The following is a 23,971-nucleotide window of genomic DNA, read 5'->3' as shown; positions in this document are numbered from 1 at the left end:
TGCCGATGCCGATGCCGATGCCGATGCCGATGCCGCTGTTGATGCCGTCGTTGATGGCTGTGTGACAGATTGGGAGGGATGACTCCTCCTCCTGTCCCAGGTCGCACCCTGCTCGTCGGCTACGGCGCGCTCGGTTCCGCTCTCGCCCCGAGGCTGCTCTCCGACGGCGGCGAGGTATTCGCGCTGCGTCGCAGTGACGGAGCTCTTCCCGAGGGGCTGCGCGGCATCCGGGCCGACTTGTCGAAGCCGCTCGAGGCGACGCTTCCCGAGGTCGATGCCGTCGTGATCACTCTCACGCCCAGCGGGGCGCAGGGGTATCGCGCCGCCCTGGAGCGCCTCGCCGACGCACTGCCCGTCGTCGCCGCGCGCACCGTGTTCGTCTCGTCGACCGGGGTGTTCGAGGGGTGGGAGTCCGCATCGCCGATCACCGAGCGCGACGAGCCGGCGCCGCACAGCGATCGTGCGCGCGAGCTGCGCGATGGCGAGCTCGCGGCGGTCGAGCTGCTCGACGCCGTCATCGTGCGCCCCGCCGGCATCTACGGGCCGGGGCGCGAGTTCCTGATCCGGCAGGTGCGGGAGCAGGCGACCGTCAACCATCGCCGCCGCACGAACCGCATCCACGAGCACGACCTCGTGCGCACGATCGACGCGCTGCTGCGGATGCCTGAGCCCCCGCAGGTTCTGCATGCGGTCGATGCGGCGCCCGCTCCGCTGAGTGACGTCGTCGCGTTCATCGCGCAGACGCTCGGCATGCCGACCCCGCCCGACGACGCGGCCGCCGGCGCAACCGGCACGGTGCTCGACGGTTCGCTGCTGCGCTCACTGCTCGGTGAACTCGACTACCCCACCTACCGTGAGGGCTATGCGGAGATGCTTCGCGGCTGAGGTCGCTCAGCCCGCGGGCGCCATCAACCGGCGGCGATCCACCTACGCGTGAAGCCGAGCACGCGGCTGCCGTCGATGTCGGCGAGCGATGCGCCCACGAACGCGGCAGCGCCGTCGGAGGTCTGCCAGCGGAAGCGGTACTCGTCCGACAGCACCGCGGCGGCGATCGCGGCGCCCGCCGACTCAGCGGTCTGCGCATTGGCGAATGCGCCCGAGGTGCGATCGATGTAGGCCTGCAGGAGGCTGCCGTAGGGGCCGCCGAGGTCGGGGCGCCGCGCGTTGTCGACGAAGTCGCTCGCGACAGCGGCGGGCTCGATCACGCTGATCCGGATGCCGAAGCGCTCGGCGACCGGGGCGAGGGACTGCATGAAGCCCTCGACCGCGAACTTCGCACCGCAGTACGTGTCGGCGAACGGCTGGCCCACCGCGCCGCCGACGCTCGTGACGGTGAGGATGCGACCGCTGCCGCGTTCGCGCATGCCCGGCAGCACGAGCTTGGTGAGGTTCACCGGCGCGAGGTAGTTCACATCGAGCTGGTCCTGCACGTCCTGCATGCTGGCCTGCTCCGCGGTGGCGACGCTGCCGCGCCCTGCGTTGTTGAGCAGCACGTCGATCCGGCCGAACTCGGCCTCGATCTCGGCGACGAGGGCGGCTGCCGCGTCGTGGTCGACCACGTCGAGGGTGCGGATATCGACCTCGACTCCCGCCGCCGTGGCCGCGGCGCGGAGCCGGTCGGCCTTGCTCACATCGCGCATGGTGGCGACGACGTGCAGCCCGTGGCGGGCGAGTTCGATGGCGGCGTGCAGGCCCATTCCCGAGGAGGTTCCGGTGATCAGTGCGAGGTCGGTCATGAGAGCACAGTTTCAGTCATGAGAGCAGAGTACGCGCGGGCCGGTGGTGTCGGGCGATACTCCGATACGCCGGTCGGCGGTTACAGCGCGGGGTCGAGCGCCCTGAGGGCGGCATCCATCTGCTCCGCCATGTGCCGATACCCGACGTCAGAGGGATGCAGGCCGTCGGCCGCCATCCAACTGTCGTCCGCGCCGGCGTAGTGCCCGTCGAGCCAGCGGCTGGCGCCGGGGATCCAGTCCGCGTCGATTGTTGCCGCGGCATCCGAGACCCAGCCGATGATCGTCGCGACCGAGTCGGGACGATCCTCCGTGTACCAGAACGGCTCCACGACGATGAAGCGCGCCTCGGGCAGGGCGTCGCGCAGACGTGTGAAGTCGTCGGTGATGGTCTCGCGGATCAGCTCGGAACGTCCGGCGAAGCTGAAGTTGTCGTTGAGGCCCATCGTGACGAAGACGATGTCGGGATGCTGCGCGATCACGAGCGCCGGCAGGTCATCCTCGCCGAAACTCGACCGGTGGTTGACGAAGCCCAGGCCGTTGACGCTCGGGTTGAACTCGCGCCAGCCGCGTTCCTCGCTGATGACGGTCGACCAGCGCAGCGACGGATCGCTCGCGCCCGTCCCGAGCGTGTACGAGTCTCCGTAGAACGCGACGAGGGGGCCGGTGCCCGGTGTGGCCGAGGTGTCGGGCGCCGGTGCGGCGCTGCACGCCGAGAGCCCGAGGGCGAGAGCGACCACGGACGCGAGTGCTCGAAGACGGCGCATGCTCCTTGTTCGGTGCCGAGCGCGTGGTGGATGGGGTGCGCTCGCGGATGCTGCTCCGGCGGCGGGAGGCGGCGGAGGGAGGGCGCGATCTGCCGCATCCGCGAGCGTGAGGCGACCATTTGCGACCCCTCCCCGCGGAGAGCGCAGCCCTAAGCGGCGCTCTCCCGCACGGGGGCCCGGGTGAGCCGCGGGATCAGTACCGGGGTGCTGTCGCGGTACGCGATGTAGTCGGCGCGATCCCCCCACTTCTTCTCGGCACGTGCTTCGAGCAGCGGGATGCCGCTCACCCGCGTGAGCAGCAGGATCACGAACAGCGGCGAGAGCAGCGCGACCCACTGCCATCCGACGAGCACGGGAGCCGCGGTGAGGAACACGCCCACCCACAGCACGATCTCGCCGAAGTAGTTCGGGTGGCGCGAGCGCGACCACAGCCCGGAGCGGATGAACTCGTGCTTGTGGGCTGGGTCCGCGCGGAACGCCGACTTCTGCGCGTCGGCGATGACCTCGATCGCCAGGCCGAGCGCCCACACGATGATCCCGACGATGCTCACCCATCCGAGGGGAGCGCGCGATGCGGCATCCGAGCTGATCGCGATCCACGCCGCCGCTGCCGTCAGCGACACCCATGCTCCCTGGATCACCCACACCTGCAGGAACCGCAGCGGCGAGCCCTTGATCTCGTCGAAGCGGCCGTCGGATCCGGCCTTGTGCACGCGGCGCGCCAGGAACGATCCGAGGCGCGCGGACCACAGCATCACCATCGCGGCGAGGATCCAGCTGCGCGCGTCGGGCATCGGGGTCAGCAGCACGAGCGCCACCGAGATCACGAAGAACGTGGCGCTGCCGGTGAGGTCGAAGAAGCGCTCGGTGCGCAGGATCATCGCGGGGATGAACGCGATGATCTGGATGGCGAACGCCGCGGCGACGGCGAGGGTGAACAGGGGGATGCCGCCGAGCGTCGCGCCGTTCTGGCTGCCGGCGACCGCGACGAGTGCTCCGATGGCGAGCGCGACGATGATCGCGATCAGCGAGGAGCGGGAGGACTTGGTGTTCGTGGGCGTCGGTGACGACATCGTGTTTTTCCTGATTCCTAGAGGTAGAGGTCTTCGACGGCGACGGCCGCGCGATCCAGCACGACACTGCGCTTGAGCTTCATGGTGGGCGTGACCAGTTCACGGTCGTCGAGGTCGGCGAAGACGACGCTGAAACGGCGCACCTGCTCGCTGCGCGCGACGAGGGTGTTGGCGGCGTCGACGGTGCGCTGCAGGTGAGCCCGCAGGGTCGGATCGGTCACCGGGCGGATGTCGGCGTGCGCGCTCATCGGCACGATAATGCCTTCGTCGGTCGCCCAGGCGAGGGTCTGCTCCGGATCGAGCACGAGAAGGGCGGAGAGATACGGCTTGCCCTCGCCGACCATCACCGCGTACGACACGAGGGGGTTCGCCTCGACGGCGGTCTCCCAGCGCGTGGGCACGATCGTCTTTCCGTTCGAGGTGACGATCACGTCTTTGAGTCGACCGTCGAGGATCAGCCGGCCCTGGTCGTCGAGTCGCCCGAGATCGCCCGTGCGGAAGAATCCGTCGACGAAGGCGGTCTCGTCGTGGGCGGGGTTACGGTAACCGCGGAAGACGCCGACGCCGCGGGCGAGCACCTCACCCTCGTCGCTGATGCGCACGGTGAGCCCGGGCAGGGGAGAACCGACGCTGCCCGAGGCGATGCGTCCGGGAAGGTTGCCGGTGAGCGGCGCGGTGGTCTCGGTGAGTCCGTACCCCTCGAGCACGGGAACCCCGATGCCGCGGAAGAAGAGCGAGAGCTCGGCATCCAGCGCCGCCCCGCCGGAGAGGATGTACCCGACACGCCCGCCCATGACGGTGCGGAGGCGTCCGAAGAAGAGCCTGTCGAAGAGGCGGTGGCGGAGGCTCAGGCCGATGTCGCGCGCGGGCTTTCCGCCCTCGTCGATCAGCTCGGCGCGGCGGCCCCACGCGATGGCGGTCTGGCGGGCCTTGGTCCAGACGCCCGCCAGCCCCTTGTCGGCCGCCTTGGTGGCTGCCGCCGCCTGGATCTTCTCGAGCACGCGCGGCACCACGACGAGGAAGGTCGGGCGCAGCGTGTCGAGGGTCGCGACGACGGTCGACGGGTCGGACAGGTGCGCGATGCGCATGCCGCTGGCCAGGCAGATCATCTGCAGCCCACGCGCCAGCACATGCGCGAGCGGGAGGAAGATCACGGTGTTTCCGCTCTCGTTCACGATCTCGCGGTACGCGGCGGCGATGTTGAGCACCTGCCCCAGGAAGTTGCGGTGGGTGAGCACGACACCCTTGGGTTCACCCGTGGTGCCGGAGGTGTAGACGATGGTCGCCGGGTCGTCCTGAGTGGCGGATGCTCGGCGGCTCTCGAGCTCGTCGTCGGTGACGTCGGCGCCACGGGTCACCAGATCGAGGATGCTGCCCGGAGTGCCGGCATCCATCGTCCAGGCGCCGAACGTGGTGTCGGGGGTCTGGTCGAGCGCCGCCTCGAGCAGTGCAGCGTGCTCGGTGGTGCCGCCGATCGCCAGCCGCACCCCGGCGTCGGCGATGATCGCGTTCACCTGCGAAGCCGATGACGTCTCGTAGATCGGCACGACGACGGCCCCGGCGTACCAGGATGCGAGGTCGGCGACGGCCCATTCGTAGCGGGTCGGCGCCATGATCGCGATCGGATCGCCGGCGCGGATGCCCTGGGCGATGAAGCCCTTCGCGAGCGCCTGGACCGTGTCGGAGAAGGTCTGTGTCGTGATCGGATGCCAGACCCCGGCATGCGCGTCCTCGACCTCGAAGGCGATGTGCGCGGGCGCCGTGGCGACACGCGCGACCAGCAGGTCGGTGACGTTGCGGTAGCCGTCGAGGTTCGCAAGCGGCGGGGTCGATGACTCGATCATCGGGGGCTCCTCTCGGGCGCGCCAGTAAGGCCCATCCTCTCGTGTTCGGAGCCGATGCGTATTCGGATGGGATGCTCTTCCGGCATCCCATCCGAATATCAGCGTCGAGTCACGCGGTGAGCGTCGACGTGTCGATGACGAAGCGGTAGCGCACGTCGGACGCCAGCACACGCGACCACGCCTCGTTGATCTCGGCGGCGGCGACGATCTCGACCTCCGGGGCGATGCCGTGTTCGGCGGAGTAGTCGAGCATCTCCTGCGTCTCGGCAATGCCGCCGATCATCGAACCGGCGTAGGTGCGGCGCCCTCCGATGAGTGACATCACCTGGAGGCTCATCGGCTCAGCGGGGGCGCCCACGTTGACGAGGGCGCCGTCGACGGCGAGCAGGTTCAGGAACGCGTCGACATCGATGGGGGCGGAGACCGTGTTGATGATGAGGTCGAGGCTGCCGGCGAGTTCGGTGAACGTGGCTGCGTCGCTGGTGGCGTAGTAGTGGTCGGCGCCGAGGCGCAGGCCGTCCTCCTGCTTGCGCAGCGACTGCGACAGCACCGTGACCTCGGCGCCCATGGCGTGCGCGAACTTCACCGCCATGTGTCCGAGTCCGCCCATCCCGACGACCGCCACCTTCTTACCCGGACCCGCGTTCCAGCGCTTCAGGGGCGAGTAGGTCGTGATTCCGGCGCAGAGCAGCGGTGCCGCCTTCTCGAACGGGATGGCGTCGGGGATGCGGAGCACGAAGTCCTCGATCACGAGGATGCTCGTCGAGTAGCCGCCCTGCGTGATGGTTCCGTCGCGGTCTTCTGCGCCATAGGTGCCGACCATGCCGTTGAGGCAGTACTGCTCATCGCCGGCGAGGCAGTTCCGGCATTCGCCGCACGAGTTCACCATGCAGCCGACACCGACGCGGTCGCCCACCCGGTGCGTCGTGACCTCCGAGCCGACCTCGGCGATGATCCCCGCGATCTCATGGCCGACCGCCAGGGGGTAGTGCTGGGGCCCCCAGTCGCCGTTCACGGTGTGGATGTCGGAGTGGCAGATCCCTGCCCAGCGGATGTCGATGCGCACGTCTTTCGGGCCGAGCTCCCGACGTTCGACGGTGCCGATCCGCAACGGAGCGGTCGGAGAGGTGGCGATGATGGCGGGGACGGTGTTCATGGGAGTCCTTCGATCGAGTGGATATCCAGTCAACGCGGATGCCGACGGATGAGGGAGACCCTGACGAGGGGTGCACTGCGAGGGCACCCTTCGCGTATCGCGAAGGGTCTGCCCCGAGCTGCTACGGGCGGACGTCCGCCGTGTCGGATCCTTCCACGACAACCGGCGCCGGCTGCTCGGCAGCCCACGAGGCGAGCAGTCTGAGCCGCTCGGCGGAGGGCGACCCCGGTTCGGCCGTGTAGATGGTCATGACGTTGCCGGGGTCGGCGGTGACGTCGAGTGCTTCGTAGGCGAGCACCAGTTCCCCCACGACCGGGTGCAGGAAGCGCTTGGTGCCGGCTCCGTGCGTGCGCACGTCGTGCGAAGCCCAGAGCGTGCGGAAGGTGTCGCTGCGTGTGGACAGCTCGCCCACGAGGTCCTGGAGGCCCTTGTCGTGCGGATCCCGACCCGCCTCGGCGCGCATCACGCCGACGCACATGCGCGCGAAGAGCTCCCAGTCGGGGTAGAAGTCGTGCGATGCGGGATCCAGGAACTGGAACCGAGCGAGGTTCGGGGTGCGCCCGCCGTCGCCGATCACGGGGGAGTAGAACGCGCGGCCGAGAGAGTTCGTCGCGAGCAGGTTGTGTCGCGCGTCTCGGACGAACGCGACCCCCTCCGTCATGGCGTCCAGCGCCCAGGAGAGACTCGGCCGAGGCTCGTGCGGTCTGGTCACCCGCCGGCGGCTGCGCCCACTGGTGGGGATGCCATCCGCCGCACGAGCCAGATCCAGCAGATGCGCGCGCTCGGCGTCGTCGAGCTGCAATGCCCAGGCGACGGCATCCAGGACCGAGGCCGAAGCGCCGGCGATCGCGCCACGCTCGAGCTTCGCGTAGTACTCCACGCTGACGCCGGCAAGGGTGGCGACCTCGCTTCGCCGCAGCCCCGCGACGCGTCGGTTGGAGCCGGCCGTGAGACCCGCGGCATCCGGAGTGACCCGCGCACGACGGGTCATGAGGAACTCGCGTACTTCGGCTCGGTTGTCCATGTGAGCCACGGTACGCCGCCGCCTGACGGTGAGGGAGTCTCTCTCAGGGCACCTCTGGATCGCGTTCGGTGAACGAGAAAGCCCCCGGGGAGACCGGGGGCTTGTGGAGGGACTGACGGGAATCGAACCCGCGCTATCTGCTTGGGAAGCAGAAGTTCTGCCATTGAACTACAGTCCCGTACCTGCATCCGAGGAGCGGGTCACGCCAGCCTACCCGCCACCCGCCGTATGGCCAAAGCGCCGAGAGCGCGTACGCACCGGGCCAACTAGGCTGAACCCGTGCTTCTCAGCGATCGCGACATCAGGGCCGAACTCGCATCCGGCCGTATCGGCCTCGAACCGCACGCGCCGGAGATGATCCAGCCGTCGAGCATCGATGTGCGCCTCGACCGGTACTTCCGGCTGTTCGACAACCACAAGTACCCGTTCATCGATCCGTCGGTCGATCAGCCCGAGCTGACGCGTCTCATCGAGGTCGATCCCGAGGAGCCGTTCATCCTGCACCCCGGCGAGTTCGCGCTGGGGGCGACCTTCGAGCAGGTCACTCTTCCCGACGACGTCGCCGCGCGGCTGGAGGGCAAGTCGTCGCTCGGGCGGCTCGGGCTCATCACCCATTCGACCGCCGGATTCATCGACCCCGGCTTCACCGGTCACGTGACCCTGGAGCTCGCGAACGTCGCGACCCTGCCGATCAAGCTGTGGCCGGGCATGAAGATCGGTCAGCTCTGCTTCTTCCGCCTGACGTCGCCGGCTGAGAACCCCTACGGGTCCGGCCCCTACGGCAACCGGTACCAGGGGCAGCGGGGCCCGACGGCATCCCGGTCCTTCCAGAACTTCCATCGGACCGATGTCGGAACGACCGACGTCGGAGCACTCGGAGGCTGACATGAGCGACGACAGCACGAACCCGCAGACCCCGCCGGCCGACGCTGTCATCCCGCCGCCTCCGCCCGAGACACCGATCCCGGAGGGGGTGATCCCCGACGCTCCCGCGATCCCGGACGCCCCGGCGATCCCCGAGGCCACGACCGTGATCCCGCCCGCTTCCGTCGACATCCCACCCGCGGATGCCGTGATCCCTCCCCCTCCGCCCGAGGCGATGATGCCGGCGACTCGGAGTTCGCGTCGCACGCCGGCGATCCTCCGGGGAGAGCAGCCGGCTGCCGTGGCGGACGACTGGGCCCGGCCGTCCATCGCGCCCGAGGTGCCGTCATCCGGCAGCTACCGGATCGTCTCCGCGCTGATCTTCGTCTTCCTGGTGGTGCTTCTGGTGGTCGCGGTCGTCCTGGGGGTCTTCCTCGCGACGACGACCTCGTTCCCCTTCTCGTCGGGTGCCGGGCTCCTCTCAGGCGTACCGCTCTGACCCGCGTGATGTGGGAGCTTCGGCCGAGCCGACCGGGCGATGCCGGATGGATCGCCGAACTCCGCGCGGTGGTGCTGCGACCCGACCTCGAACGATTGGGCCGGTACGACGAGGTGCGGGTTCGGCAGCGGTTCCTCGACGCGTTCGACGTCGCGCACACACACGTCATCGTGGTGGACGGAGCGGATGCCGGATCCATCGCTCTCCGCCGAGAGGATGACGCGGTGTGGGTCGAGCACTTCTACCTCGACCCTGCCGTGCAGGGGCACGGGATCGGGACCGGGGTGCTCGCCCGAGTGCTGACCGCGGGCGCAGGGGAGGCCTTCCGATTGAACGTGCTGCAGGGCAGCGCTGCTCGACGGTTGTACGAACGTCACGGTTTCCGGCTCGAGCGGGAAGACGCGATCGACGTGTTCCTCCATCGTCAGCCCTCTCCGTCGTGAGCAGGTCCCGGGATGCAGAAGAGGGGTGGATGCCGAAGCATCCACCCCTCTGTCATGCGCGCGTGATGCGCGTGTCGTACGGCCTGAATGGTCAGGCGTCGCGGCCGCGGGAGAACCCGGCGTCGAAGCCACGCTCATATGCGTGCTGGGCGACGCGGGCCACGCGGTGCGGGCCGTGACCGCGGTGATCTCCGCCGCGGTGGCCGTTGTCCTCAGCGCCGCGGTGATCGGAGCCGTCGTGTCCGTGGCGGCGGTCGTGGCCGGGGTGGCCATGACGACCCTGACCATGACGACCCTGACCATGACGACCCTCGCCGTGACCGCACTCGCCGTGGCGCACGTCGCCGTCGTGGAAGTCCGGACGCGGGCCGAACCCGTGACCGAAGCCGTGGTCGTGCTCCGACTCGGGATCGAATCCGCGGCCGGGGCCGAAGCCGCGACCGAAGCGGCGACCGAAGCCGCCCGGGAAGCCGCTACCGTGGCCGCGTCCGCCGAATCCGTGCCGACGTCCGCGGGGCAGAGGGGCCTCCTCGTCCCAGCCGAATGCCCGTGCGATCTTCTCGAGCGAGGCGAGAGTGGTGGCCATCTCCTCGTCGGGGACGGCATCCGAGACCTTCGAGCGGATGCCGTCGACGATCGCGCCGAGGCGCTCCTTCGCGGCACGACCCTCGTCGGTGAGTGTCCAGCCGTCGCCGTCCTGTGCGACCCAGCCGCGCTCGACGAGGCGGTGCAGCTTGTGCCCTGCGAGGGGGCGCGAAGCCGGCACGGTGCCGTCGATCACGTTCAGGATGCGCCAGTCGCGGCGACTCGCATGCTCCGCCTCGAAGGCGGTGGCGAACTCGTCGGCCATGAGGCGGTCGGCGGCCTTCAGCCAGTAGCCGAAGGGGCGGGAGGTGTTGTCTGTGTTCTGTGTGTCAGAGGTGTTCATGGGTAGTCCTTCGTTGTCAATGTGCATGTGAATGTCACTGTGCATGTATATGTAGTGTGACATGCGATAGCAAAGCATGTCAAGTCGCATGTAAAATCGACCTGTGACCTCCGACGACATCGATCCCTCCGACGCCATCGCCCAGGCGTTGTCCCGCCTCCGCGGTCGGCGCCCCGGCGAACGCGGCGCCGTGCGCGGAGACGGCGACCGCGGCCGCGGTGGGCCGCACGGGTGGCACGGCGGCCCGCACGGACACGGGCATGGCCACGGCGACCCCTTCGGTCATGGGCATCCCGGCCCGCCGCCCTGGATGATGGACCCCTCGGGGCGCGTCGGTGGCCCCGCCCGCATGCGCATGCTCGAGGCGCTCGCCGCGGCATCCACTCCGCTCAGCGTCAGCGCACTCGGAGAGGCGATCGGCGTCGATCAGCCACGAGCATCACGCCTCGTGCAGCAGGGGGTCGAGCGCGGTTTCGTGCAGCGGGAGGCTGACCCCGACGACGCCCGACGCACCCGCATCGCCCTCACCGACGAGGGGCGCCGCGTCGCGAAGGGGATGCGAGGGGAGCGGAAGGAGATGCTCACCGGCGCGCTCGCCGCGTTCACCGATGAGGAGCGCGCCGAACTCGCACGGCTGCTGACGAAGCTCGCCGACAACTGGCAGCGCTGACGTCACCGTCCGGCCGACCTACGGTGCGCCCTCCGAGAATCGCAGCGAGTCCTCATCGTCGACCGACAGGGAGAGCACCACGGTCTCGACGGCTTCGTGTTGCTCGATCCGCTGCTCGATCTCCCGCAGCTGCCGCGCGACGTCGTGCTCGCGCGCGTCACCGGCCAGATCGATCTCCGCGACGATGAACAGACGGTTCGGGCCGACGTACTCGATGTGCAGGTAGGTCACGCGCTCGATCTGCGTGAGAGCCAGCAGGGCATCGCCCACTCGTGCACGGAGTGTCGGTGAGGCGTTGGCCCCGACCAGGAACGCGATGTTGCGGCGGATCAGGATGATCGCCACCACCCCGAGCAGTACCCCGACGAGGATCGAGCCGACGGCATCCCATGCGGCCACACCGGTGACCTGGTGCAGCAGGATCGCGCCGCCGGCGAGTGCCAGGCCGACCAGTGCTGCCGCATCCTCGAAGAACACCGCACGCAACGTCGTGTCGCTCGTCTCGAGCACGAAGTCCCACGTCGACGATCCCCGTTCGCGGGCCAACCGACGGGACCGCACCATCGCCTGTGTGAACGATGCTCCTTCGAGCACGAACGAGACGCCCAACACGATGTACGCGACGAGGGGGCTCTCGACCGGACCCGTCTCGCCGAGCTCCTGGATGCCGTGCATGATCGACACGATCGATCCTGCGGTGAAGATGCCGAACGCCGCGATCAGCGACCAGACGAAGGCGTTGCGGCCGTACCCGAGCGGATGCCGTGCGTCCTTGGCCCGCCCGCCGCGTCGGTCGGCGATCAGCAGAAAGATCTCGTTTCCGGCATCAGCCCAGGAGTGTGCGGCCTCGGCGACCATCGAAGCCGACGAGGTGATGATCGCCGCGACGGTCTTGGCGATCGCGACCAGGATGTTGGCGAGGAACGCGATGATCACTGTCACGCGGTCAGGCTACTCCCGTGCACGAAAGGATCCTCGTCATGTACGGAGATCTGCCGTACACTCCGTTCATGGCTGCCCCTCTGAAGGATCGACGAATCGAGCTGCGCGTGACGTCTGCTCAGAAGGCGGCGATCGAGCAGGCGGCCGCGCTGCAGGGCCGATCGGTCACCGACTTCTCCGCCGACGCGTTGATGGAGCGTGCGGAAGAGGTGATCCAGCGCGATCGGCAGCTGCGGGTCGATGCGATCCAGTTCGACGCGTTCATCGAGGTGCTCGACCGGCCACCGCGGAGCATCGACCAGTTGCGTGACCTGCTCGCGCGGGAGTCCGTGTTCGTTGACTGAGTTCCTGCGTCCTCGGCCGCTCGCCGCCGGAGACAGAGTCGGCGACTTCCACTGCGGCCAGGAGCAACTCGACGCATGGCTGCGCGGGAGGGCTCGAGGCAATGAACGCTCAGGTGCCTCGCGCGCGATGGTGTCGATCACCCGCGACGGACGGGTCGCCGGCTACTACTGCCTGTCGTCCAGCTCGGTCGTCCGCGATGAGGTGCCGACGGACCTCTCCCGCCAGCAGCCCGACGCGATACCGGTGGTCCTGCTCGGTCGCCTCGCGATCGACGAGGCGTTCGCCGGGCGCGGGCTCGGAGCATCCCTCCTGCAGCACGCGACGGTGCGGGCCATCGAGGCCGCCGAGGCGATCGGCATCCGCGCGATCCTCGTGCACGCCATGACCGAAAAGGTGGTCCCGTTCTACGAGCGCTTCGGGTTCACGCGGTTCCCGGGTCAGGATCCAACGCTGTACCTCCTGTTGGCCGATGCCCGCAAGACGATCGTCTGACCGCGGAAACCCTGGTCAGTGGGACTCCGGGTCAGAGTGGAATCCGGGTCAGCGGGGAGCCTTCACCGGGAGCAGCAGCAGGAATCCGACGATCAGCACCACCATGATGCCCAGGATGCCGAAGGCGGTCTGGCTCGTCAGCACGATCAGGACCGTCCAGGCGCCGGATGCCATCCAGCTCGCCGCGCGGCCGGTCGTGGCGTAGAGGCCGAAGATCTCGCCCTCGCGTCCTGCCGGGGTGACCCGCGCGAGGAACGAGCGGGCTGCGGCCTGCGCCGGCCCGACGAACGCGCACAGGATGAGTCCACCGATCCAGAACACCATCGAGCCGCCGTCGCGCAACAGGAACACCGCGAGTCCGGCGACGATCATCGACCCGATCGAGGCGAGGATGATGCGCTTCGGTCCGACCCTGTCATCGAGGCGCCCGGCGAGGATCGTCGAGACGCCGGCGATCAGGTTCGCGGCGATGCCGAAGATGATGATGTCCTGCGTGCCGAAGTTGAACACGGCGGTGCCGATGATGGCCCCGAAGGCGAAGACGCCGCCGAGACCGTCACGGAAGACGGCGCTCGAGAGCAGGTACCAGAACGTGGGGCGGGTCTCAGGGTCGCGGTAGAGGCCGCGGATGTCGGTGACGAGCAGCACGTACGAGCGGAAGAATCCGACCTTGCGCTCGGGGCGGCCGAGCGAGGGCTCGGGCACGTTGAGGAAGATCGGGATGCTGAAGATGATCGCCCACACCGCGCAGCCGACGGCGATGAGTCGGTAGGCGAGCCCGTTGTCGGTCGACATCCCGAACCAGTCGAAGGTGTCGAGCACGACCACGATCACGAGCGCGATGATGCCGCCGAGGTAGCCGAAGCCCCAGCCGAGGCCGGAGATGCGGCCGACGTTCTTCGGATTCGCGATGCCGATCAGCATGGCGTTCGAGTTGACCGCGGCGATCTCCTGGAACACCGTCGCGGCGGAGATCAGCGCGACGCCCAGCCAGAACAGGCTCGGGGTCGGAGTCACGAACCAGAGGCCGAGCATGCAGAACACCAGCGCGCCGGTGCCGATGCCCAGCCAGAGCTTCTGACGCCCGGCGGCATCCGCCCGTTGACCGAGCACCGGAGCGAGCAGCAGGATCCCGAACGCGGCGATCGTCGACCCCAGCCCGAGCCCCGATGCCAGGTCGGCCTCGGCCGCGAGTCGGACGGGATCGTTCTCGTCGAGCGAGGCGATCTCCGGCGGCAGGAACCCGGCGCCCACGAGGTACAGCGCCGTGAACACGAACGTGAGGATGACCGTGTTGAACGGCTGCGTCGCCCAGTCCCACAGCGCCCAGGAATACACCTGCTTCTTCGGGGCTGGCGTCTCGCCGCGCAGTTCGAGCCCGATCACGCCGACAGCGCCGCTGTTGGCGACGGCCGGGGGCTCGGGAACGACGGGGCGAGATTCGGGATCGCTCATGCTCGCAGTCTGGCGGTGCCGGGTGAACGGGCGGTGACGGCGCGCCGGTCAGGATCCCCGGGAGCAGAGGGGCCCGACTGGCGACTGATGCGCATCGGTCCTCGGGTCTCGGCGATCTGCACCGGCTCGCCCTTCTGCGTCACGACCACGTCGCCGCGTGCCGCCAGCTCCCCGGTGACGCGGCGCACATCGGCCATCCGCGCACGCCACGCGTCGCCGCCGATCGCGCGGGCGACATCGCTCGGGCAGATCGACGACTCGACACGCTTGCGGGTCAGGGCGCGGATCGTCGCCGCCGCCCGCTCGGCGAACTCGGCGTCGGACGGCTCCTCCCACCACGGTGCGCCCCTCTCGCCGAGTGCGGTCTTCGCGTCGTGCACACGGCTCCGTGCGTCCGGTTCGGATGCCTTCACCGCCCGCCGCGCGGCCATCAGTTCGTCGACCAACTCCTGGCGCAGCTTCTCCGGGATCGAGGGGTCGGTCGCCCGCCACCGGCGTCCGCCCACGATGATGTGGTGTCCGTCGTCGGTGCGCTCCGGCTTCTCGGCATCCGTCATGCCTCCACCATCCGTCCCGTCGCGCGTCGACGCCACCCCCTTGCGCGGCCGCTACAGCTGCGGGGCGCGCAGCGTGCGCGCGTACTCCTCCTTGAGCACGGCGAGGTGCAGCCAGGCCTCGATACGCGTGACGCCAGGGAGTGACCGCAGCCGCTCCAGGCTCTCGTAGAGCGCCCCGGCGGACGGTTCGACGAGCGTGGCCACCGCATCGAAACGGCCGAGGGTGCGGGCGGCGAAGTCGACGCCGCGACCGGTGCGCAGCGCCTCGATCACGCTGTCATCATCGTGGTTCAGGTTCAGCCCGACGCCCATCGACAGCTGGCGGTGCGCGAGCCCGCGAGCCTCGACCGCGCTGATCTTGATCACTCCACCGTCGATCAGCCGCTGCACCCGTGTCGCCACCGCCGAGGGGGAGAGGCGCACAGCCTCACCCAGTGCGCGGAAACTGGTGCGACCGTCGACCTGCAACCTCTCGATCAACGCCTCATCGATCGCGTCGAGGGTCACATCGCCGTGGTACTCCGAGACGAAGAACCCCTTCACCACGGTCGAGTAGATGATCGTGTTGATGTCGAGCACCCCGGCGATCGCCCTGATCCGGGCCAGAAGGTCGTGCAGATCCTCCATCGAGCCCAGCCGCACCTCGGTCACGAGATCGTGCGACCCTCCGACCGCCGACACGAGCACGGTCTCGTGCATGTCGCGCAGATGCTCGGCGACGGCCTCGACCGTGCCGTCGGTGCGGATCGACACATGCGCGAGCACGTGCTGGCCCAGGAAGACGGGGTCGACGGCGGCCACCACGCGCACGGTGCGGTCGTCGAGCATGCTGCGCAGTCGAGCGGCGACGGCGGCCCGGGACTGCCCGAGGCGCAGCGACAGGGAGCGGATGCTCGCGCGTCCGTCCTCCTGCAGGGCTCGGATGAGTTCGGCGTCGAAGTCCATGGATTCGCCTCGTGGTCACTTTCCCGCGAACGCACGCCAGTCGGCGCGCATGTTCAGTGTAGGAGGTGAATGGATGGATGTGAAGGTGCGTATTGTCGGTTCTGGCTGTCAATACTCCAGTGAATGAGCATTCTCGCTGGAGTTCTGCCCTTGCCTGACCCCGCCGAGCAGCCGTAGCATCCTTCGCTATCCGACATCTTCCGCAAAGGAGCGGGTCTCACATGACTTCCACCCATACCAAGGCGCGACGCGCAGGCTTCGCGGCCTTCGTCGGCACCACCATCGAGTGGTACGACTTCTACGTCTACGCGACGGCCGCCGCCCTCGTGTTCGGTCCGCTGTTCTTCCCGAGCGGCGACCGGCTCGCCGAGACCGCCGCGGCGTTCGCGACGTTCGCGGTCGCCTTCCTCGTGCGCCCCCTCGGTGGCATCATCTTCGGCCACATCGGCGACAAGCTCGGCCGGCGCACCTCGCTGGTCATCACCCTGCTGCTGATGGGCGCGGCGACCGTGCTGGTCGGCTGCCTCCCCACCTACGAGAACATCGGCATCCTGGCGCCGATCCTGCTGATCCTCCTGCGGGCGGTACAGGGCCTCGCGGTCGGCGGCGAGTGGGGTGGCGCGGTGCTGATGAGCGTCGAGCACGCCCCCGAGAAGTCGAAGACCTTCTACGGCGGATTCACGCAGCTCGGCAACCCGGCGGGTGCCCTGCTCGCCTCGGGCATCTTCGCGATCATGTCGCGCGTCGGCGACGACTTCATCATGAACGGCGGATGGCGCATCCCGTTCCTGCTGTCGATCGTGCTGGTCGGCGTCGGCTTCTGGGTGCGGTACCGCGTCGAGGAGACGCCGGTCTTCGAGAAGAAGGTCGAGGGCCGCAAGCAGTCCATGCCGCTCGCCTACGCACTGCGCACCAACTGGCGTCCGATCCTGCTCGGCATCGGTATCCTGCCGATCTCGACCGGCGGCTACTACCTCGCCACCACGTTCGCGACCGCCTACGCCACGGGCGACACCATCGCGATCAGCGAGCAGGTCATCCTCGATGCCATGACGATCGCCTCCTTCGTGGAGTTCGTCGTGACCCTTCCCATCGCCTGGCTGGGCGACAAGTGGGGGCGCAAGAACGTGATGTACATCGGTCTGATCACCTCGGTGCTCACCTTCGTGCCGTTCATGCTCGTCATGCCGGGGCGCGTCGAACCGCTCATCTTCCTGTTCGCCTCCCTGGTGCGCATCGCCATGAGCGCCACCTACGCCCCGATCGCGGCGCTGCTCGCACAGATGTTCCGCCCGCAGTCGCGCTACACCTCCATCGCGCTGTCATACGGCGTCGGCGCGGCGATCTGGGCCGGCTTCTCGCCGTGGTTCGCGACGCAGCTCATCGCGTGGACCGGCAACATCTGGTCGGTGCTGGCGATGTTCGCCGGCATGGCCATCATCGCCGGCATCTGCACGAAGCTCGCCCCGCAGCATTCCGATGAGGCGCCCGTCACGGCCTCGTTCACCGCCCGCACCGACACGACCGCGAACAGGCTGCCATGAGAAAGCTCACCCCCTTCGACCGTTCCGCCCAGACCGAGCCGCGACTGATCACGGCCCGAGCGATCCACACCGCGGATGCCGCGTCGTCGACCGCGACGGCGGTGCTCACGGATCGCGGACGGATCCTCGCGATCGGCACCCCCGCCGAGTGCGAGGCCGCGGCCGAACGGGGTGGGTTCACCCCGGAGCGGGTCGACCTCGGCGATGCCGTGATCGTCCCCGGATTCGTCGACGCGCACGCGCACCCGCTGATGTTCGGGCAGATGATGAGCTGGGTGGACTGCGGGCCCGAGAAGGCCCGCAGCATCCCCGAGATCGTCGCCCTGCTGCGCGCCGCGGCGGCCGACCTCCCCGCGGGGCGCCCGGTGCGCGGCTACGGCTACGAGCAGCGCAACCTCGCCGAGAAGCGGCATCCCACCCGCTTCGAGCTCGACGAGGTCGCCTCCGACCGCGAGGTCTACCTCATGAACGCCTCGGGCCACGGCGGCGTCGTGAACTCGTTCACGCTCGACAGCAACGGCGTCGATCGCGAAACCCCGAACCCCGACGGCGGGGAGTTCTTCCGCGACGCCGACGGCGAGCTGACCGGCGAGCTCTCGGATGCCGCCTGCAACATCCTCACGGGAGTGCACGGTGTGAAGATCGGTCATCACGGCCCGAACTTCCACCTCGCCGACGAGCCGGAGGAGCACCTGCGTCAACTGGATGCCGCGACCCAGCGCTTCCTCGCCGGTGGCGTGACCTCGATCGGCGACTGCCAGGTCACGCGGCGCGAGTTCGACATGTACCTGCGCCTCGCCGAGGCCGGGCGCCTCGAACTGCGGGTGTCGATGTACCTGCTGTCGCATCTGCTCGACGAGGCGCTGGAGATGGGCATGGTCGGCCAGTTCGGCAACGCGCACCTGAGCTTCGCCGGCATCAAGTTCTACGCCGACGGCACGCTCGGTGGCTGGACCGCGTACTTCCCCGACGGTTACGTGGGTGACCCGTGCCGCACCGGCCAGCTGTACCACGAGCCCGCGGAGTACGCCGGCCTCATCCACAAGGCGCACGCCGCCGGCCTGCAGACCGCGACGCACGCCCAGTCGCCGACCGCGATCGAGATGGTCGTCTCGGCGATCGAGGCCGCGCTCGCCGAGCATCCGGATGCCGACGCCCGCCACCGCATCGAGCACTGCGGTCTGCCGACGCCCGAGCAGATCGAGCGGATGGCCGTCTCCGGCATCCGTCCCGTGAACCAGCCCCAGCACTACTTCAACTGGGGCGAGGGTGTCGAGGAGGCCATCGGCACTCCCGGCGAGCGCTTCAACCCGCTGGGCGAGTTCGAGCGGGCCGGCGTGCCGATCACGATCTCGTCGGATGCTCCGGTCGCCGAGCCCATCCCGCTCGAGGCCATCCAGGCCGCGGTCACCCGTGTCACCCGGCGCGGGCACACGCTCGGCCCGGACGATCTGCGGATCTCGGCGCTCGCCGCCCTGCGCGCGCACACCATCGAGGGCGCGATCTCGATCGGCCGCGAAGACGACCTCGGTTCGCTCGAGGTCGGCAAGTACGCCGACTTCGCGGTGCTGTCAGACGACCCGCTCGCGGTGCCGGCGGAGGACATCTCCGCGATCAGCGTGCGCGAGACCTGGGTAGACGGGGAGCGCCGATACCGTGTCTGAGCCCCTGACGACGGAGTCCCTAGAGACGGAGCAGTACGCCGACACCGCAGGGCGGGCCGTGCTGGAGACCATCCGCGCCTACGGCGTGACGGCGGTCTTCGGCATCCCCGGCACACACAATCTCGAGCTCTACCGCCCGCTCGCAGGTCTCGGCATCCGCGCGGTGACGAATCGGCACGAGCAGGGTTCCGGGTACGGCGCCGACGGCTGGGCGCAGCAGACCGGCCTGCCCGGCGTGGTCATCACCACCTCCGGTCCGGGCCTGCAGAACGCCATGAGTGCGATCGGCACCGCGTTCTGCGAATCGCGGCCGATGATCGTGCTCTCGCCTGGCGTCCCGCTGGGCGCGGAGTTCGCCGATGTCGGCACGCTGCACGAGACGAAGGATGCGTCGGCCATGGTCGCCGCGATCGCCGAGTGGTCGCGGCGGGTCAGGACCGCCGCCGAGGCCGTGGAAGCCGTGCACGATGCGTTCACGCTGTTCCGCACCGGGCGCCCGCGCCCCGTGCACATCGAGATCCCGCTCGACGTGCTGGAGGCGCCCGCCGGGGTCCCCGCGGAGGAGCGCCGCGCGCGTGCGTTGCCAGCCCCAGCCCCCGGTGATGCCGGCGCGATCGCCGAGGCCGCGCGGCTGCTGACCGCGGCGCGGAACCCGGTGATCGTCGCCGGCGGCGGAGCCACGCGCGCATCCGCCGAGGTCACCGCACTCGCCGAGCGCCTCCGCGCCCCCGTGCTCACGACGCTCAACGGCAAGGGCACGGTGTCGGAGCAGCATCCGCTCTCGCTCGGGTCGAACCTGCGCCTCGGCGCCGCCCGCGCGATCGCGGAGGATGCCGACGCGCTGCTCGTGATCGGCTCGAAGCTCGGCGAGGCCGAGCTGTGGGCGCCGCGGCTCGAGGCGCGCGGGGCGGTCGTGCGCATCGACATCTCGGCCGCACAGCTCGACAAGAACCTCGCGTCGACCGTGGGGATCCGGGGCGATGCGACCGCGGTCACCGCCGCGCTGCTCTCCGCCCTCGGCGAAGAGCCCTCGCGGCAGGCGCACGACCTCGATGCCGCCCGCGCCGCGATCGACGAAGAGATGCGCGCTACCGCACCCGAGACCGTGGCGCTCGCCGAGATCATCGCCGAGGGACTGCCCGACGACGCGATCGTCGCGGGCGACTCCTCCCAGATCGTCTACATGGCGCTCGGAAGCGTGCTGCGACAGCGGCATCCACACTCCCTGCTCTACACGCCCACCTACGCGACCCTCGGCTACGGCCTGCCGGCCGCGATCGGTGCCCGCGTGGCGCAGACCGACCGCCCGGTCGTCACCGTGATCGGCGACGGTGCGCTCATGTTCTGCGTGAACGAGCTGGTCACGGCGGTCGAACAGCGTCTCGACGTGACGGTCGTGTGCGTCGACAACGGCGGCTACGCCGAGATCCGCCAGAACGAGATCGACCGCGGCATGCCGCCGATCGGCGTCGACCTCGTGCAGCCCGACTGGGCCGCCCTCGCCACGGCGTTCGGTGGCGTCGGTCGCCGGGTCGATCGACGCGACGACATCGCGTCGAGCATCCGCGACGCGATCGCCGAGGGCGGCGTGCAGCTCGTGCACATCCCCCAGACGGCGCTCTGACCTCCGATCTCCGCACGACAGAAGGACTGATGATGACTGACACCGTGGGCCCCATCGACGCCTCCGTGAACCCCCGCTACTCGGGGATCGCGACCTTCGCGCGACTGCCGCGCATCGAAGACGTGCCGCGTGCCGACATCGCCGTCGTCGGCATCCCCTTCGATTCCGGCGTGAGCTACCGGCCCGGCACCCGCTTCGGTCCGTCGCACGTGCGCGAGGCGTCGCGTCTGCTTCGCCCGTACAACCCGGCGCAGGACGTCTCGCCGTTCGCGATCGCGCAGGTGGTGGATGCCGGCGACATCCCCGTCAACCCCTTCGACCTGACCGAGGCGGTGACCGAGGTCGAGCGCGCGGCGCTGGCCCTCGGCGAGCAGGTGCAGCGCATCGTCACGATCGGCGGCGACCACACGGTCGCCCTCCCGCTCCTGCGCGCCATCGCGGCGAAGCACGGGCCGGTCGCGGTGCTGCACTTCGACGCGCACCTCGACACGTGGGACACCTACTTCGGCGCCCCGATCACGCACGGCACGCCCTTCCGCCGCGCCAGTGAGGAGGGTCTGATCGACCTCACCGCCAGCTGCCACGTGGGCACCCGCGGACCGCTGTACTCCAAGCAGGACCTGGAAGACGATGCGCGTCTCGGCTTCTCGATCGTGTCGAGCGAGTACATCGAGGAACACGGCGTCGAATCCGCGATCGAACGCATCCTGCAGCGCATCGGCGACAAGCCGCTGTACGTCTCGATCGACATCGACGTGCTCGACCCCGCGCACGCCCCAGGCACCGGAACCCCCGAGGCGGGAGGGCTCACGAGCCGCGAGCTGCTGCGCATCCTGCGGGCGCTGAGCGCGCAGAACATCGTGGGGGCCGACGTCGTGGAGGTCTCACCCGCCTACGACCACGCGCAGATGACCGGCATCGCTGCGAGCCACGTGGTGTACGAGCTGGTGACGCTGCTCGCCGCGCGCCTGGCTCGGTAGCGCGCCGCACCCCTGCTCCGACCGGAGCGGGTACGAACGCGGGCGGACGAATGGTCGGATGCCGCGGACGGCTGGTCGGGCGGCGGCATCCGCGCCCTGCGAGGCTGGGAGCATGACAACCACCGCTCCCATTCCGACGGCCGTTCCTTCACGCCCGGACCGCATCCGTTACGGAGCGCTCACCGTCCTGATGCTGATGGGCTTCCTGCTGGTGACGGCGGAGTTCCTGCCCAACGGCGTGCTCACCGAGATGGCGGAAGCACTCGATGTGACCCCGGGGCAGGCCGGTCAGACCGTGACCGTGACCGCCTTGGTCGGACTGATCGTCGCGCCGACCATCGGCCTGATGTTCCCGCGACTCGACCGCCGCTCGCTGCTGGTGTGGATGGCGCTCGCCGCCGCAGTATCGAACCTCATCGTGGCGGTCTCGCCGAACCTCATCATCATCCTGCTCGCGCGCTTCCTGCTGGGCGCGGCGATCAGCGCGTTCTGGGCGATGTCGATCACGGTCGCCGTGCGCCTGGCCGGACCCGAGAACCTGGGGCGCGGTGTCATGTTCACCTCGGCCGGTGTCTCGCTCGCCACGGTCGCCGGGGTGCCGCTGGGCGTGATGCTCAGCGAACTCGTCGACTGGCGCATGGTGTTCGCGATCGCCGGCGGATTGATGGTGCTGCTCGCCGTGGCGCTGCGGGCGCTGCTCCCGTCGGTGCCCGCCGCACAGGCGTCGAGTCTGCGCCTGCTGGTCGACACGGTGCGTCGCCCCGGCGCCGCGCTCGGACTGATCGGGCACGTCTTCGTGGTGCTCGGCCACTTCTCGGCCTACACGTACGTGCGGCTGGCGCTCGAGCGCATCCCCGATGTCGACGCCTCCACGATCGTCGTGCTGCTGGCGCTGTTCGGCCTCGGCGGTCTCGCCGGCAACATCACGATCGGTCTTGTGATCGACCGCACCTTCACGTTCTTCTCCGTCTTCGCGCCGCTCGTGATCGCCGCATCCGTGCTCTCGATGATCCTGTTCTCGGGGTCGATCATCGGCGTCGCCGTGGTGGTGCTGGTGTGGGGCTTCTTCTTCTCATCGTGGTTGATCGTCGCGAACACGTGGGTGGGGCACCGGATGCCGGATCGCCTCGAAGCCGGCGGAAGCCTGGTCGTCGTCGGATTCCAGGCGGCCATCATGATCGCGGCAGGGGTCGGGGGCGTGCTCGTCGACACGCTCAGCGTCGAACTCGTCTACGTCATCGGCGCGGTCTCGCTCGTGATCGGCGCCGTGCTGTTCGGAGCATCCAACCGCGTGCGGGCCTGACCCGTTCGCCGCGTCGTCGGGCTCCGCGTGCACAGTTTCGGAGCCCGGCGCCGGCGCGCCGGTGGATCGCCGAGTTCGGCCGCGTGTCGTCCGGGGGCTCCGAAGTCGTGCCCGGGCGGATGCCGAGGGGACGGATGCCGAGGGGCGGATGCCGAGGGGGCGGATGCCGCGGGCGGGTCAGGCGGGGACGGGCGCGCGGCGCCAGGATGACGGGGTCATGCCCGTGCGGCGCCGGAAGGCGCGGCTGAACCCCTCGTCCGAGGCGTAGCCCAGTTCGCGCGAGGTCTCCGACACCGACCGACCGGCTTCCAGCATCCGCTTCGCGGCGTCGATGCGCACTTCGGTCACGTAGTCGGCGGGGGAGCGGCCGACCGCGGTGCGAAAACGCTCGGCGAAGGCCGATCGCGACATCGCGCCGACGTTCGCGAGACGCTCGACGGTCCATTCGCGACCCGGCTGCTCGTGGATCGCGTCGACCACGCGGTCGAGGAACGGATCCTTCGACATCGACGGCCAGCCCGCGGGGGCGCACCCGTTCGCGGCCCACGCGCGGATCACCGAGAGCAGCACGGTCGTCGTCATCATGCGGCAGATGAGTGGATCGCCCTGGCGCACCGGGCAGGCGGCCGGATCGACCAGGCCCATGTTGGCGGCGAGTGCGGCGGCGGCGGGTTCGAGGGCGTCGAAGCCGGTCACCGTGATGACGTCGGGGAGCACGGCGCTCAGGCGCGAGGTCGCATCCGAGAGCACCAGGTCGAACACCAGCACGCTCGCGCCGGCATCCGCCTGGAGCAGGAACGGGGTGCCGCCGAGGGTGAGGAACGCGTCGCCGGTGACCAGACGGTCTGCTCCGGCGCTGACCGCGACCCGGCGCGACGTGCGATCGACATCGAGCGCGCACCCGGCGGCGAAGGGCGGATGCCCCTGCACGCTACCGCCCGTGACGTACACCAGAGTGGTGGCGCCCTCCGCGAGCGGGAGCAGGGCTCCGGCGCTCAGCGTCACGCGTCGCGCGATGCCGACCTGGAGGTCGACGGCGCTCAGCACCTGCGAGAGTGCGTCCGCGTTCACTGTCACCATTCCTTCGGAAACGCTGAGCGGTGGTCGGCTATTCCGGCG

Annotated in this window: 24 protein-coding genes and 1 tRNA gene; 12 read left to right on the top strand and 13 right to left on the bottom strand. The window is 69.5% G+C overall.

Features of this window, described 5'->3' with window-relative positions; translation table 11 throughout:
* Window positions 1-78: 78 nt before the first annotated feature.
* Window positions 79-885, top strand: a complete 807-nt coding sequence (locus tag P0Y60_00365; GenBank protein WEK61245.1) for a sugar nucleotide-binding protein — start codon at window positions 79-81, stop codon at window positions 883-885.
* A gap of 23 nt (window positions 886-908) precedes the next feature.
* On the opposite strand, the gene P0Y60_00360 is transcribed toward P0Y60_00365, so the two are convergent.
* The 7 genes from P0Y60_00360 to P0Y60_00330 all read right to left on the bottom strand — a co-directional run bounded on the left by P0Y60_00360 (window position 909) and on the right by P0Y60_00330 (window position 7,775).
* Window positions 909-1,736 carry an SDR family NAD(P)-dependent oxidoreductase gene (locus tag P0Y60_00360; protein WEK61244.1) on the bottom strand — a complete coding sequence of 276 codons (828 nt, stop codon included), beginning with the start codon at window positions 1,734-1,736 and terminating at the stop codon, window positions 909-911.
* Between the two features lie 80 nt (window positions 1,737-1,816).
* On the bottom strand, window positions 1,817-2,500 hold the full coding sequence (locus tag P0Y60_00355; protein ID WEK61243.1) for an SGNH/GDSL hydrolase family protein: 684 nt from the start codon (window positions 2,498-2,500) through the stop codon (window positions 1,817-1,819).
* Window positions 2,501-2,649: 149 nt separating this feature from the next.
* Window positions 2,650-3,573: a DUF1295 domain-containing protein gene (locus tag P0Y60_00350; GenBank protein ID WEK61242.1), complete on the bottom strand. Its 924-nt coding sequence runs from the start codon at window positions 3,571-3,573 to the stop codon at window positions 2,650-2,652.
* Between the two features lie 17 nt (window positions 3,574-3,590).
* The gene (locus tag P0Y60_00345; protein WEK61241.1) at window positions 3,591-5,417 is read right to left on the bottom strand and encodes an AMP-dependent synthetase/ligase; all 1,827 of its coding nucleotides are present in this window, start codon (window positions 5,415-5,417) and stop codon (window positions 3,591-3,593) included.
* A 109-nt stretch (window positions 5,418-5,526) separates the two neighbouring features.
* The gene (locus tag P0Y60_00340) at window positions 5,527-6,573 is read right to left on the bottom strand and encodes an NAD(P)-dependent alcohol dehydrogenase (protein ID WEK61240.1); all 1,047 of its coding nucleotides are present in this window, start codon (window positions 6,571-6,573) and stop codon (window positions 5,527-5,529) included.
* 121 nt (window positions 6,574-6,694) lie between these two features.
* Window positions 6,695-7,597: a helix-turn-helix transcriptional regulator gene (locus tag P0Y60_00335; protein ID WEK61239.1), complete on the bottom strand. Its 903-nt coding sequence runs from the start codon at window positions 7,595-7,597 to the stop codon at window positions 6,695-6,697.
* A 104-nt stretch (window positions 7,598-7,701) separates the two neighbouring features.
* Window positions 7,702-7,775 (bottom strand) — tRNA-Gly (locus tag P0Y60_00330).
* Between the two features lie 101 nt (window positions 7,776-7,876).
* On the opposite strand from P0Y60_00330, the gene dcd reads away from it, so the two are divergent.
* The 3 genes from dcd to P0Y60_00315 are packed head-to-tail and all read left to right on the top strand — an operon-like array spanning window position 7,877 to window position 9,403.
* Window positions 7,877-8,482: a dCTP deaminase gene (gene dcd, locus P0Y60_00325; GenBank protein WEK61238.1), complete on the top strand. Its 606-nt coding sequence runs from the start codon at window positions 7,877-7,879 to the stop codon at window positions 8,480-8,482.
* A 1-nt stretch (window position 8,483) separates the two neighbouring features.
* The gene (locus P0Y60_00320) at window positions 8,484-8,960 is read left to right on the top strand and encodes a hypothetical protein (protein WEK61237.1); all 477 of its coding nucleotides are present in this window, start codon (window positions 8,484-8,486) and stop codon (window positions 8,958-8,960) included.
* Between the two features lie 8 nt (window positions 8,961-8,968).
* Entirely contained in the window at window positions 8,969-9,403 is a 435-nt protein-coding gene (locus P0Y60_00315) for a GNAT family N-acetyltransferase (protein ID WEK62832.1), read from the top strand.
* Window positions 9,404-9,494: 91 nt separating this feature from the next.
* On the opposite strand, the gene P0Y60_00310 is transcribed toward P0Y60_00315, so the two are convergent.
* Window positions 9,495-10,331: a hypothetical protein gene (locus tag P0Y60_00310; GenBank protein ID WEK61236.1), complete on the bottom strand. Its 837-nt coding sequence runs from the start codon at window positions 10,329-10,331 to the stop codon at window positions 9,495-9,497.
* Between the two features lie 103 nt (window positions 10,332-10,434).
* On the opposite strand from P0Y60_00310, the gene P0Y60_00305 reads away from it, so the two are divergent.
* Window positions 10,435-11,001 carry a MarR family winged helix-turn-helix transcriptional regulator gene (locus P0Y60_00305; protein WEK61235.1) on the top strand — a complete coding sequence of 189 codons (567 nt, stop codon included), beginning with the start codon at window positions 10,435-10,437 and terminating at the stop codon, window positions 10,999-11,001.
* 18 nt (window positions 11,002-11,019) lie between these two features.
* Here P0Y60_00305 and P0Y60_00300 read toward each other — a convergent pair whose 3' ends face one another.
* The gene (locus P0Y60_00300; protein WEK61234.1) at window positions 11,020-11,943 is read right to left on the bottom strand and encodes a cation diffusion facilitator family transporter; all 924 of its coding nucleotides are present in this window, start codon (window positions 11,941-11,943) and stop codon (window positions 11,020-11,022) included.
* Between the two features lie 68 nt (window positions 11,944-12,011).
* On the opposite strand from P0Y60_00300, the gene P0Y60_00295 reads away from it, so the two are divergent.
* Window positions 12,012-12,287: a DUF1778 domain-containing protein gene (locus P0Y60_00295; protein WEK61233.1), complete on the top strand. Its 276-nt coding sequence runs from the start codon at window positions 12,012-12,014 to the stop codon at window positions 12,285-12,287.
* Window positions 12,184-12,780, top strand: a complete 597-nt coding sequence (locus P0Y60_00290) for a GNAT family N-acetyltransferase (protein WEK61232.1) — start codon at window positions 12,184-12,186, stop codon at window positions 12,778-12,780. The genes P0Y60_00295 and P0Y60_00290 overlap by 104 nt, the downstream gene beginning before the upstream one ends.
* 48 nt (window positions 12,781-12,828) lie before the next feature.
* Here the strand turns inward: P0Y60_00290 and P0Y60_00285 are convergent, their stop codons facing one another.
* From P0Y60_00285 to P0Y60_00275, 3 genes are read right to left on the bottom strand one after another with little or no spacing between them, the layout of a single operon-like run.
* Window positions 12,829-14,235, bottom strand: coding sequence for an MFS transporter (locus P0Y60_00285; GenBank protein ID WEK61231.1), 1,407 nt, complete (start codon window positions 14,233-14,235; stop codon window positions 12,829-12,831).
* Window positions 14,232-14,792 carry a DUF3253 domain-containing protein gene (locus P0Y60_00280; GenBank protein WEK61230.1) on the bottom strand — a complete coding sequence of 187 codons (561 nt, stop codon included), beginning with the start codon at window positions 14,790-14,792 and terminating at the stop codon, window positions 14,232-14,234. The genes P0Y60_00285 and P0Y60_00280 overlap by 4 nt, the downstream gene beginning before the upstream one ends.
* A gap of 51 nt (window positions 14,793-14,843) precedes the next feature.
* Window positions 14,844-15,737: an Lrp/AsnC family transcriptional regulator gene (locus tag P0Y60_00275; protein WEK61229.1), complete on the bottom strand. Its 894-nt coding sequence runs from the start codon at window positions 15,735-15,737 to the stop codon at window positions 14,844-14,846.
* A 221-nt stretch (window positions 15,738-15,958) separates the two neighbouring features.
* Between P0Y60_00275 and P0Y60_00270 the strand changes: the two genes are divergently transcribed.
* The 5 genes from P0Y60_00270 (at window position 15,959) to P0Y60_00250 (ending at window position 22,852) form a co-directional block, all read left to right on the top strand.
* Entirely contained in the window at window positions 15,959-17,281 is a 1,323-nt protein-coding gene (locus tag P0Y60_00270; GenBank protein WEK61228.1) for an MFS transporter, read from the top strand.
* Window positions 17,278-18,945, top strand: coding sequence for an amidohydrolase (locus P0Y60_00265; protein WEK61227.1), 1,668 nt, complete (start codon window positions 17,278-17,280; stop codon window positions 18,943-18,945). Before P0Y60_00270 ends, P0Y60_00265 begins: the two co-directional genes overlap by 4 nt.
* Window positions 18,938-20,569 carry a thiamine pyrophosphate-binding protein gene (locus tag P0Y60_00260; protein ID WEK61226.1) on the top strand — a complete coding sequence of 544 codons (1,632 nt, stop codon included), beginning with the start codon at window positions 18,938-18,940 and terminating at the stop codon, window positions 20,567-20,569. Before P0Y60_00265 ends, P0Y60_00260 begins: the two co-directional genes overlap by 8 nt.
* Before the next feature lie 32 nt (window positions 20,570-20,601).
* Complete coding sequence (gene speB, locus P0Y60_00255; GenBank protein WEK61225.1) at window positions 20,602-21,549, top strand: agmatinase; 948 nt, start codon at window positions 20,602-20,604, stop codon at window positions 21,547-21,549.
* A gap of 112 nt (window positions 21,550-21,661) precedes the next feature.
* Complete coding sequence (locus P0Y60_00250; protein WEK61224.1) at window positions 21,662-22,852, top strand: MFS transporter; 1,191 nt, start codon at window positions 21,662-21,664, stop codon at window positions 22,850-22,852.
* Window positions 22,853-23,029: 177 nt separating this feature from the next.
* On the opposite strand, the gene P0Y60_00245 is transcribed toward P0Y60_00250, so the two are convergent.
* Window positions 23,030-23,932, bottom strand: coding sequence for an AraC family transcriptional regulator (locus P0Y60_00245; protein WEK61223.1), 903 nt, complete (start codon window positions 23,930-23,932; stop codon window positions 23,030-23,032).
* Window positions 23,933-23,971: the final 39 nt, after the last annotated feature.

The organism is Candidatus Microbacterium colombiense (assembly GCA_029203165.1).
Taxonomy (GTDB): Bacteria; Actinomycetota; Actinomycetes; order Actinomycetales; family Microbacteriaceae; genus Microbacterium; species Microbacterium colombiense.
This window is presented reverse-complemented; position numbering and strand designations above follow the sequence as displayed.

Excerpts from the sequence above, each read along its gene's own strand:
- P0Y60_00365 (WEK61245.1), top strand. The coding sequence starts at position 79 with ATGACTCCTCCTCCTGTCCCAGGTCGCACCCTGCTCGTCGGCTACGGC.
- P0Y60_00360 (WEK61244.1), bottom strand. The coding sequence starts at position 1,736 with ATGACCGACCTCGCACTGATCACCGGAACCTCCTCGGGAATGGGCCTG.
- P0Y60_00355 (WEK61243.1), bottom strand. The coding sequence starts at position 2,500 with ATGCGCCGTCTTCGAGCACTCGCGTCCGTGGTCGCTCTCGCCCTCGGG.
- P0Y60_00350 (WEK61242.1), bottom strand. The coding sequence starts at position 3,573 with ATGTCGTCACCGACGCCCACGAACACCAAGTCCTCCCGCTCCTCGCTG.
- P0Y60_00345 (WEK61241.1), bottom strand. The coding sequence starts at position 5,417 with ATGATCGAGTCATCGACCCCGCCGCTTGCGAACCTCGACGGCTACCGC.
- P0Y60_00340 (WEK61240.1), bottom strand. The coding sequence starts at position 6,573 with ATGAACACCGTCCCCGCCATCATCGCCACCTCTCCGACCGCTCCGTTG.
- P0Y60_00335 (WEK61239.1), bottom strand. The coding sequence starts at position 7,597 with ATGGACAACCGAGCCGAAGTACGCGAGTTCCTCATGACCCGTCGTGCG.
- P0Y60_00320 (WEK61237.1), top strand. The coding sequence starts at position 8,484 with ATGAGCGACGACAGCACGAACCCGCAGACCCCGCCGGCCGACGCTGTC.
- P0Y60_00315 (WEK62832.1), top strand. The coding sequence starts at position 8,969 with ATGTGGGAGCTTCGGCCGAGCCGACCGGGCGATGCCGGATGGATCGCC.
- P0Y60_00310 (WEK61236.1), bottom strand. The coding sequence starts at position 10,331 with ATGAACACCTCTGACACACAGAACACAGACAACACCTCCCGCCCCTTC.
- P0Y60_00295 (WEK61233.1), top strand. The coding sequence starts at position 12,012 with ATGGCTGCCCCTCTGAAGGATCGACGAATCGAGCTGCGCGTGACGTCT.
- P0Y60_00290 (WEK61232.1), top strand. The coding sequence starts at position 12,184 with ATGCGATCCAGTTCGACGCGTTCATCGAGGTGCTCGACCGGCCACCGC.
- P0Y60_00285 (WEK61231.1), bottom strand. The coding sequence starts at position 14,235 with ATGAGCGATCCCGAATCTCGCCCCGTCGTTCCCGAGCCCCCGGCCGTC.
- P0Y60_00280 (WEK61230.1), bottom strand. The coding sequence starts at position 14,792 with ATGACGGATGCCGAGAAGCCGGAGCGCACCGACGACGGACACCACATC.
- P0Y60_00275 (WEK61229.1), bottom strand. The coding sequence starts at position 15,737 with ATGGACTTCGACGCCGAACTCATCCGAGCCCTGCAGGAGGACGGACGC.
- P0Y60_00270 (WEK61228.1), top strand. The coding sequence starts at position 15,959 with ATGACTTCCACCCATACCAAGGCGCGACGCGCAGGCTTCGCGGCCTTC.
- P0Y60_00265 (WEK61227.1), top strand. The coding sequence starts at position 17,278 with ATGAGAAAGCTCACCCCCTTCGACCGTTCCGCCCAGACCGAGCCGCGA.
- speB (WEK61225.1), top strand. The coding sequence starts at position 20,602 with ATGACTGACACCGTGGGCCCCATCGACGCCTCCGTGAACCCCCGCTAC.
- P0Y60_00250 (WEK61224.1), top strand. The coding sequence starts at position 21,662 with ATGACAACCACCGCTCCCATTCCGACGGCCGTTCCTTCACGCCCGGAC.
- P0Y60_00245 (WEK61223.1), bottom strand. The coding sequence starts at position 23,932 with ATGGTGACAGTGAACGCGGACGCACTCTCGCAGGTGCTGAGCGCCGTC.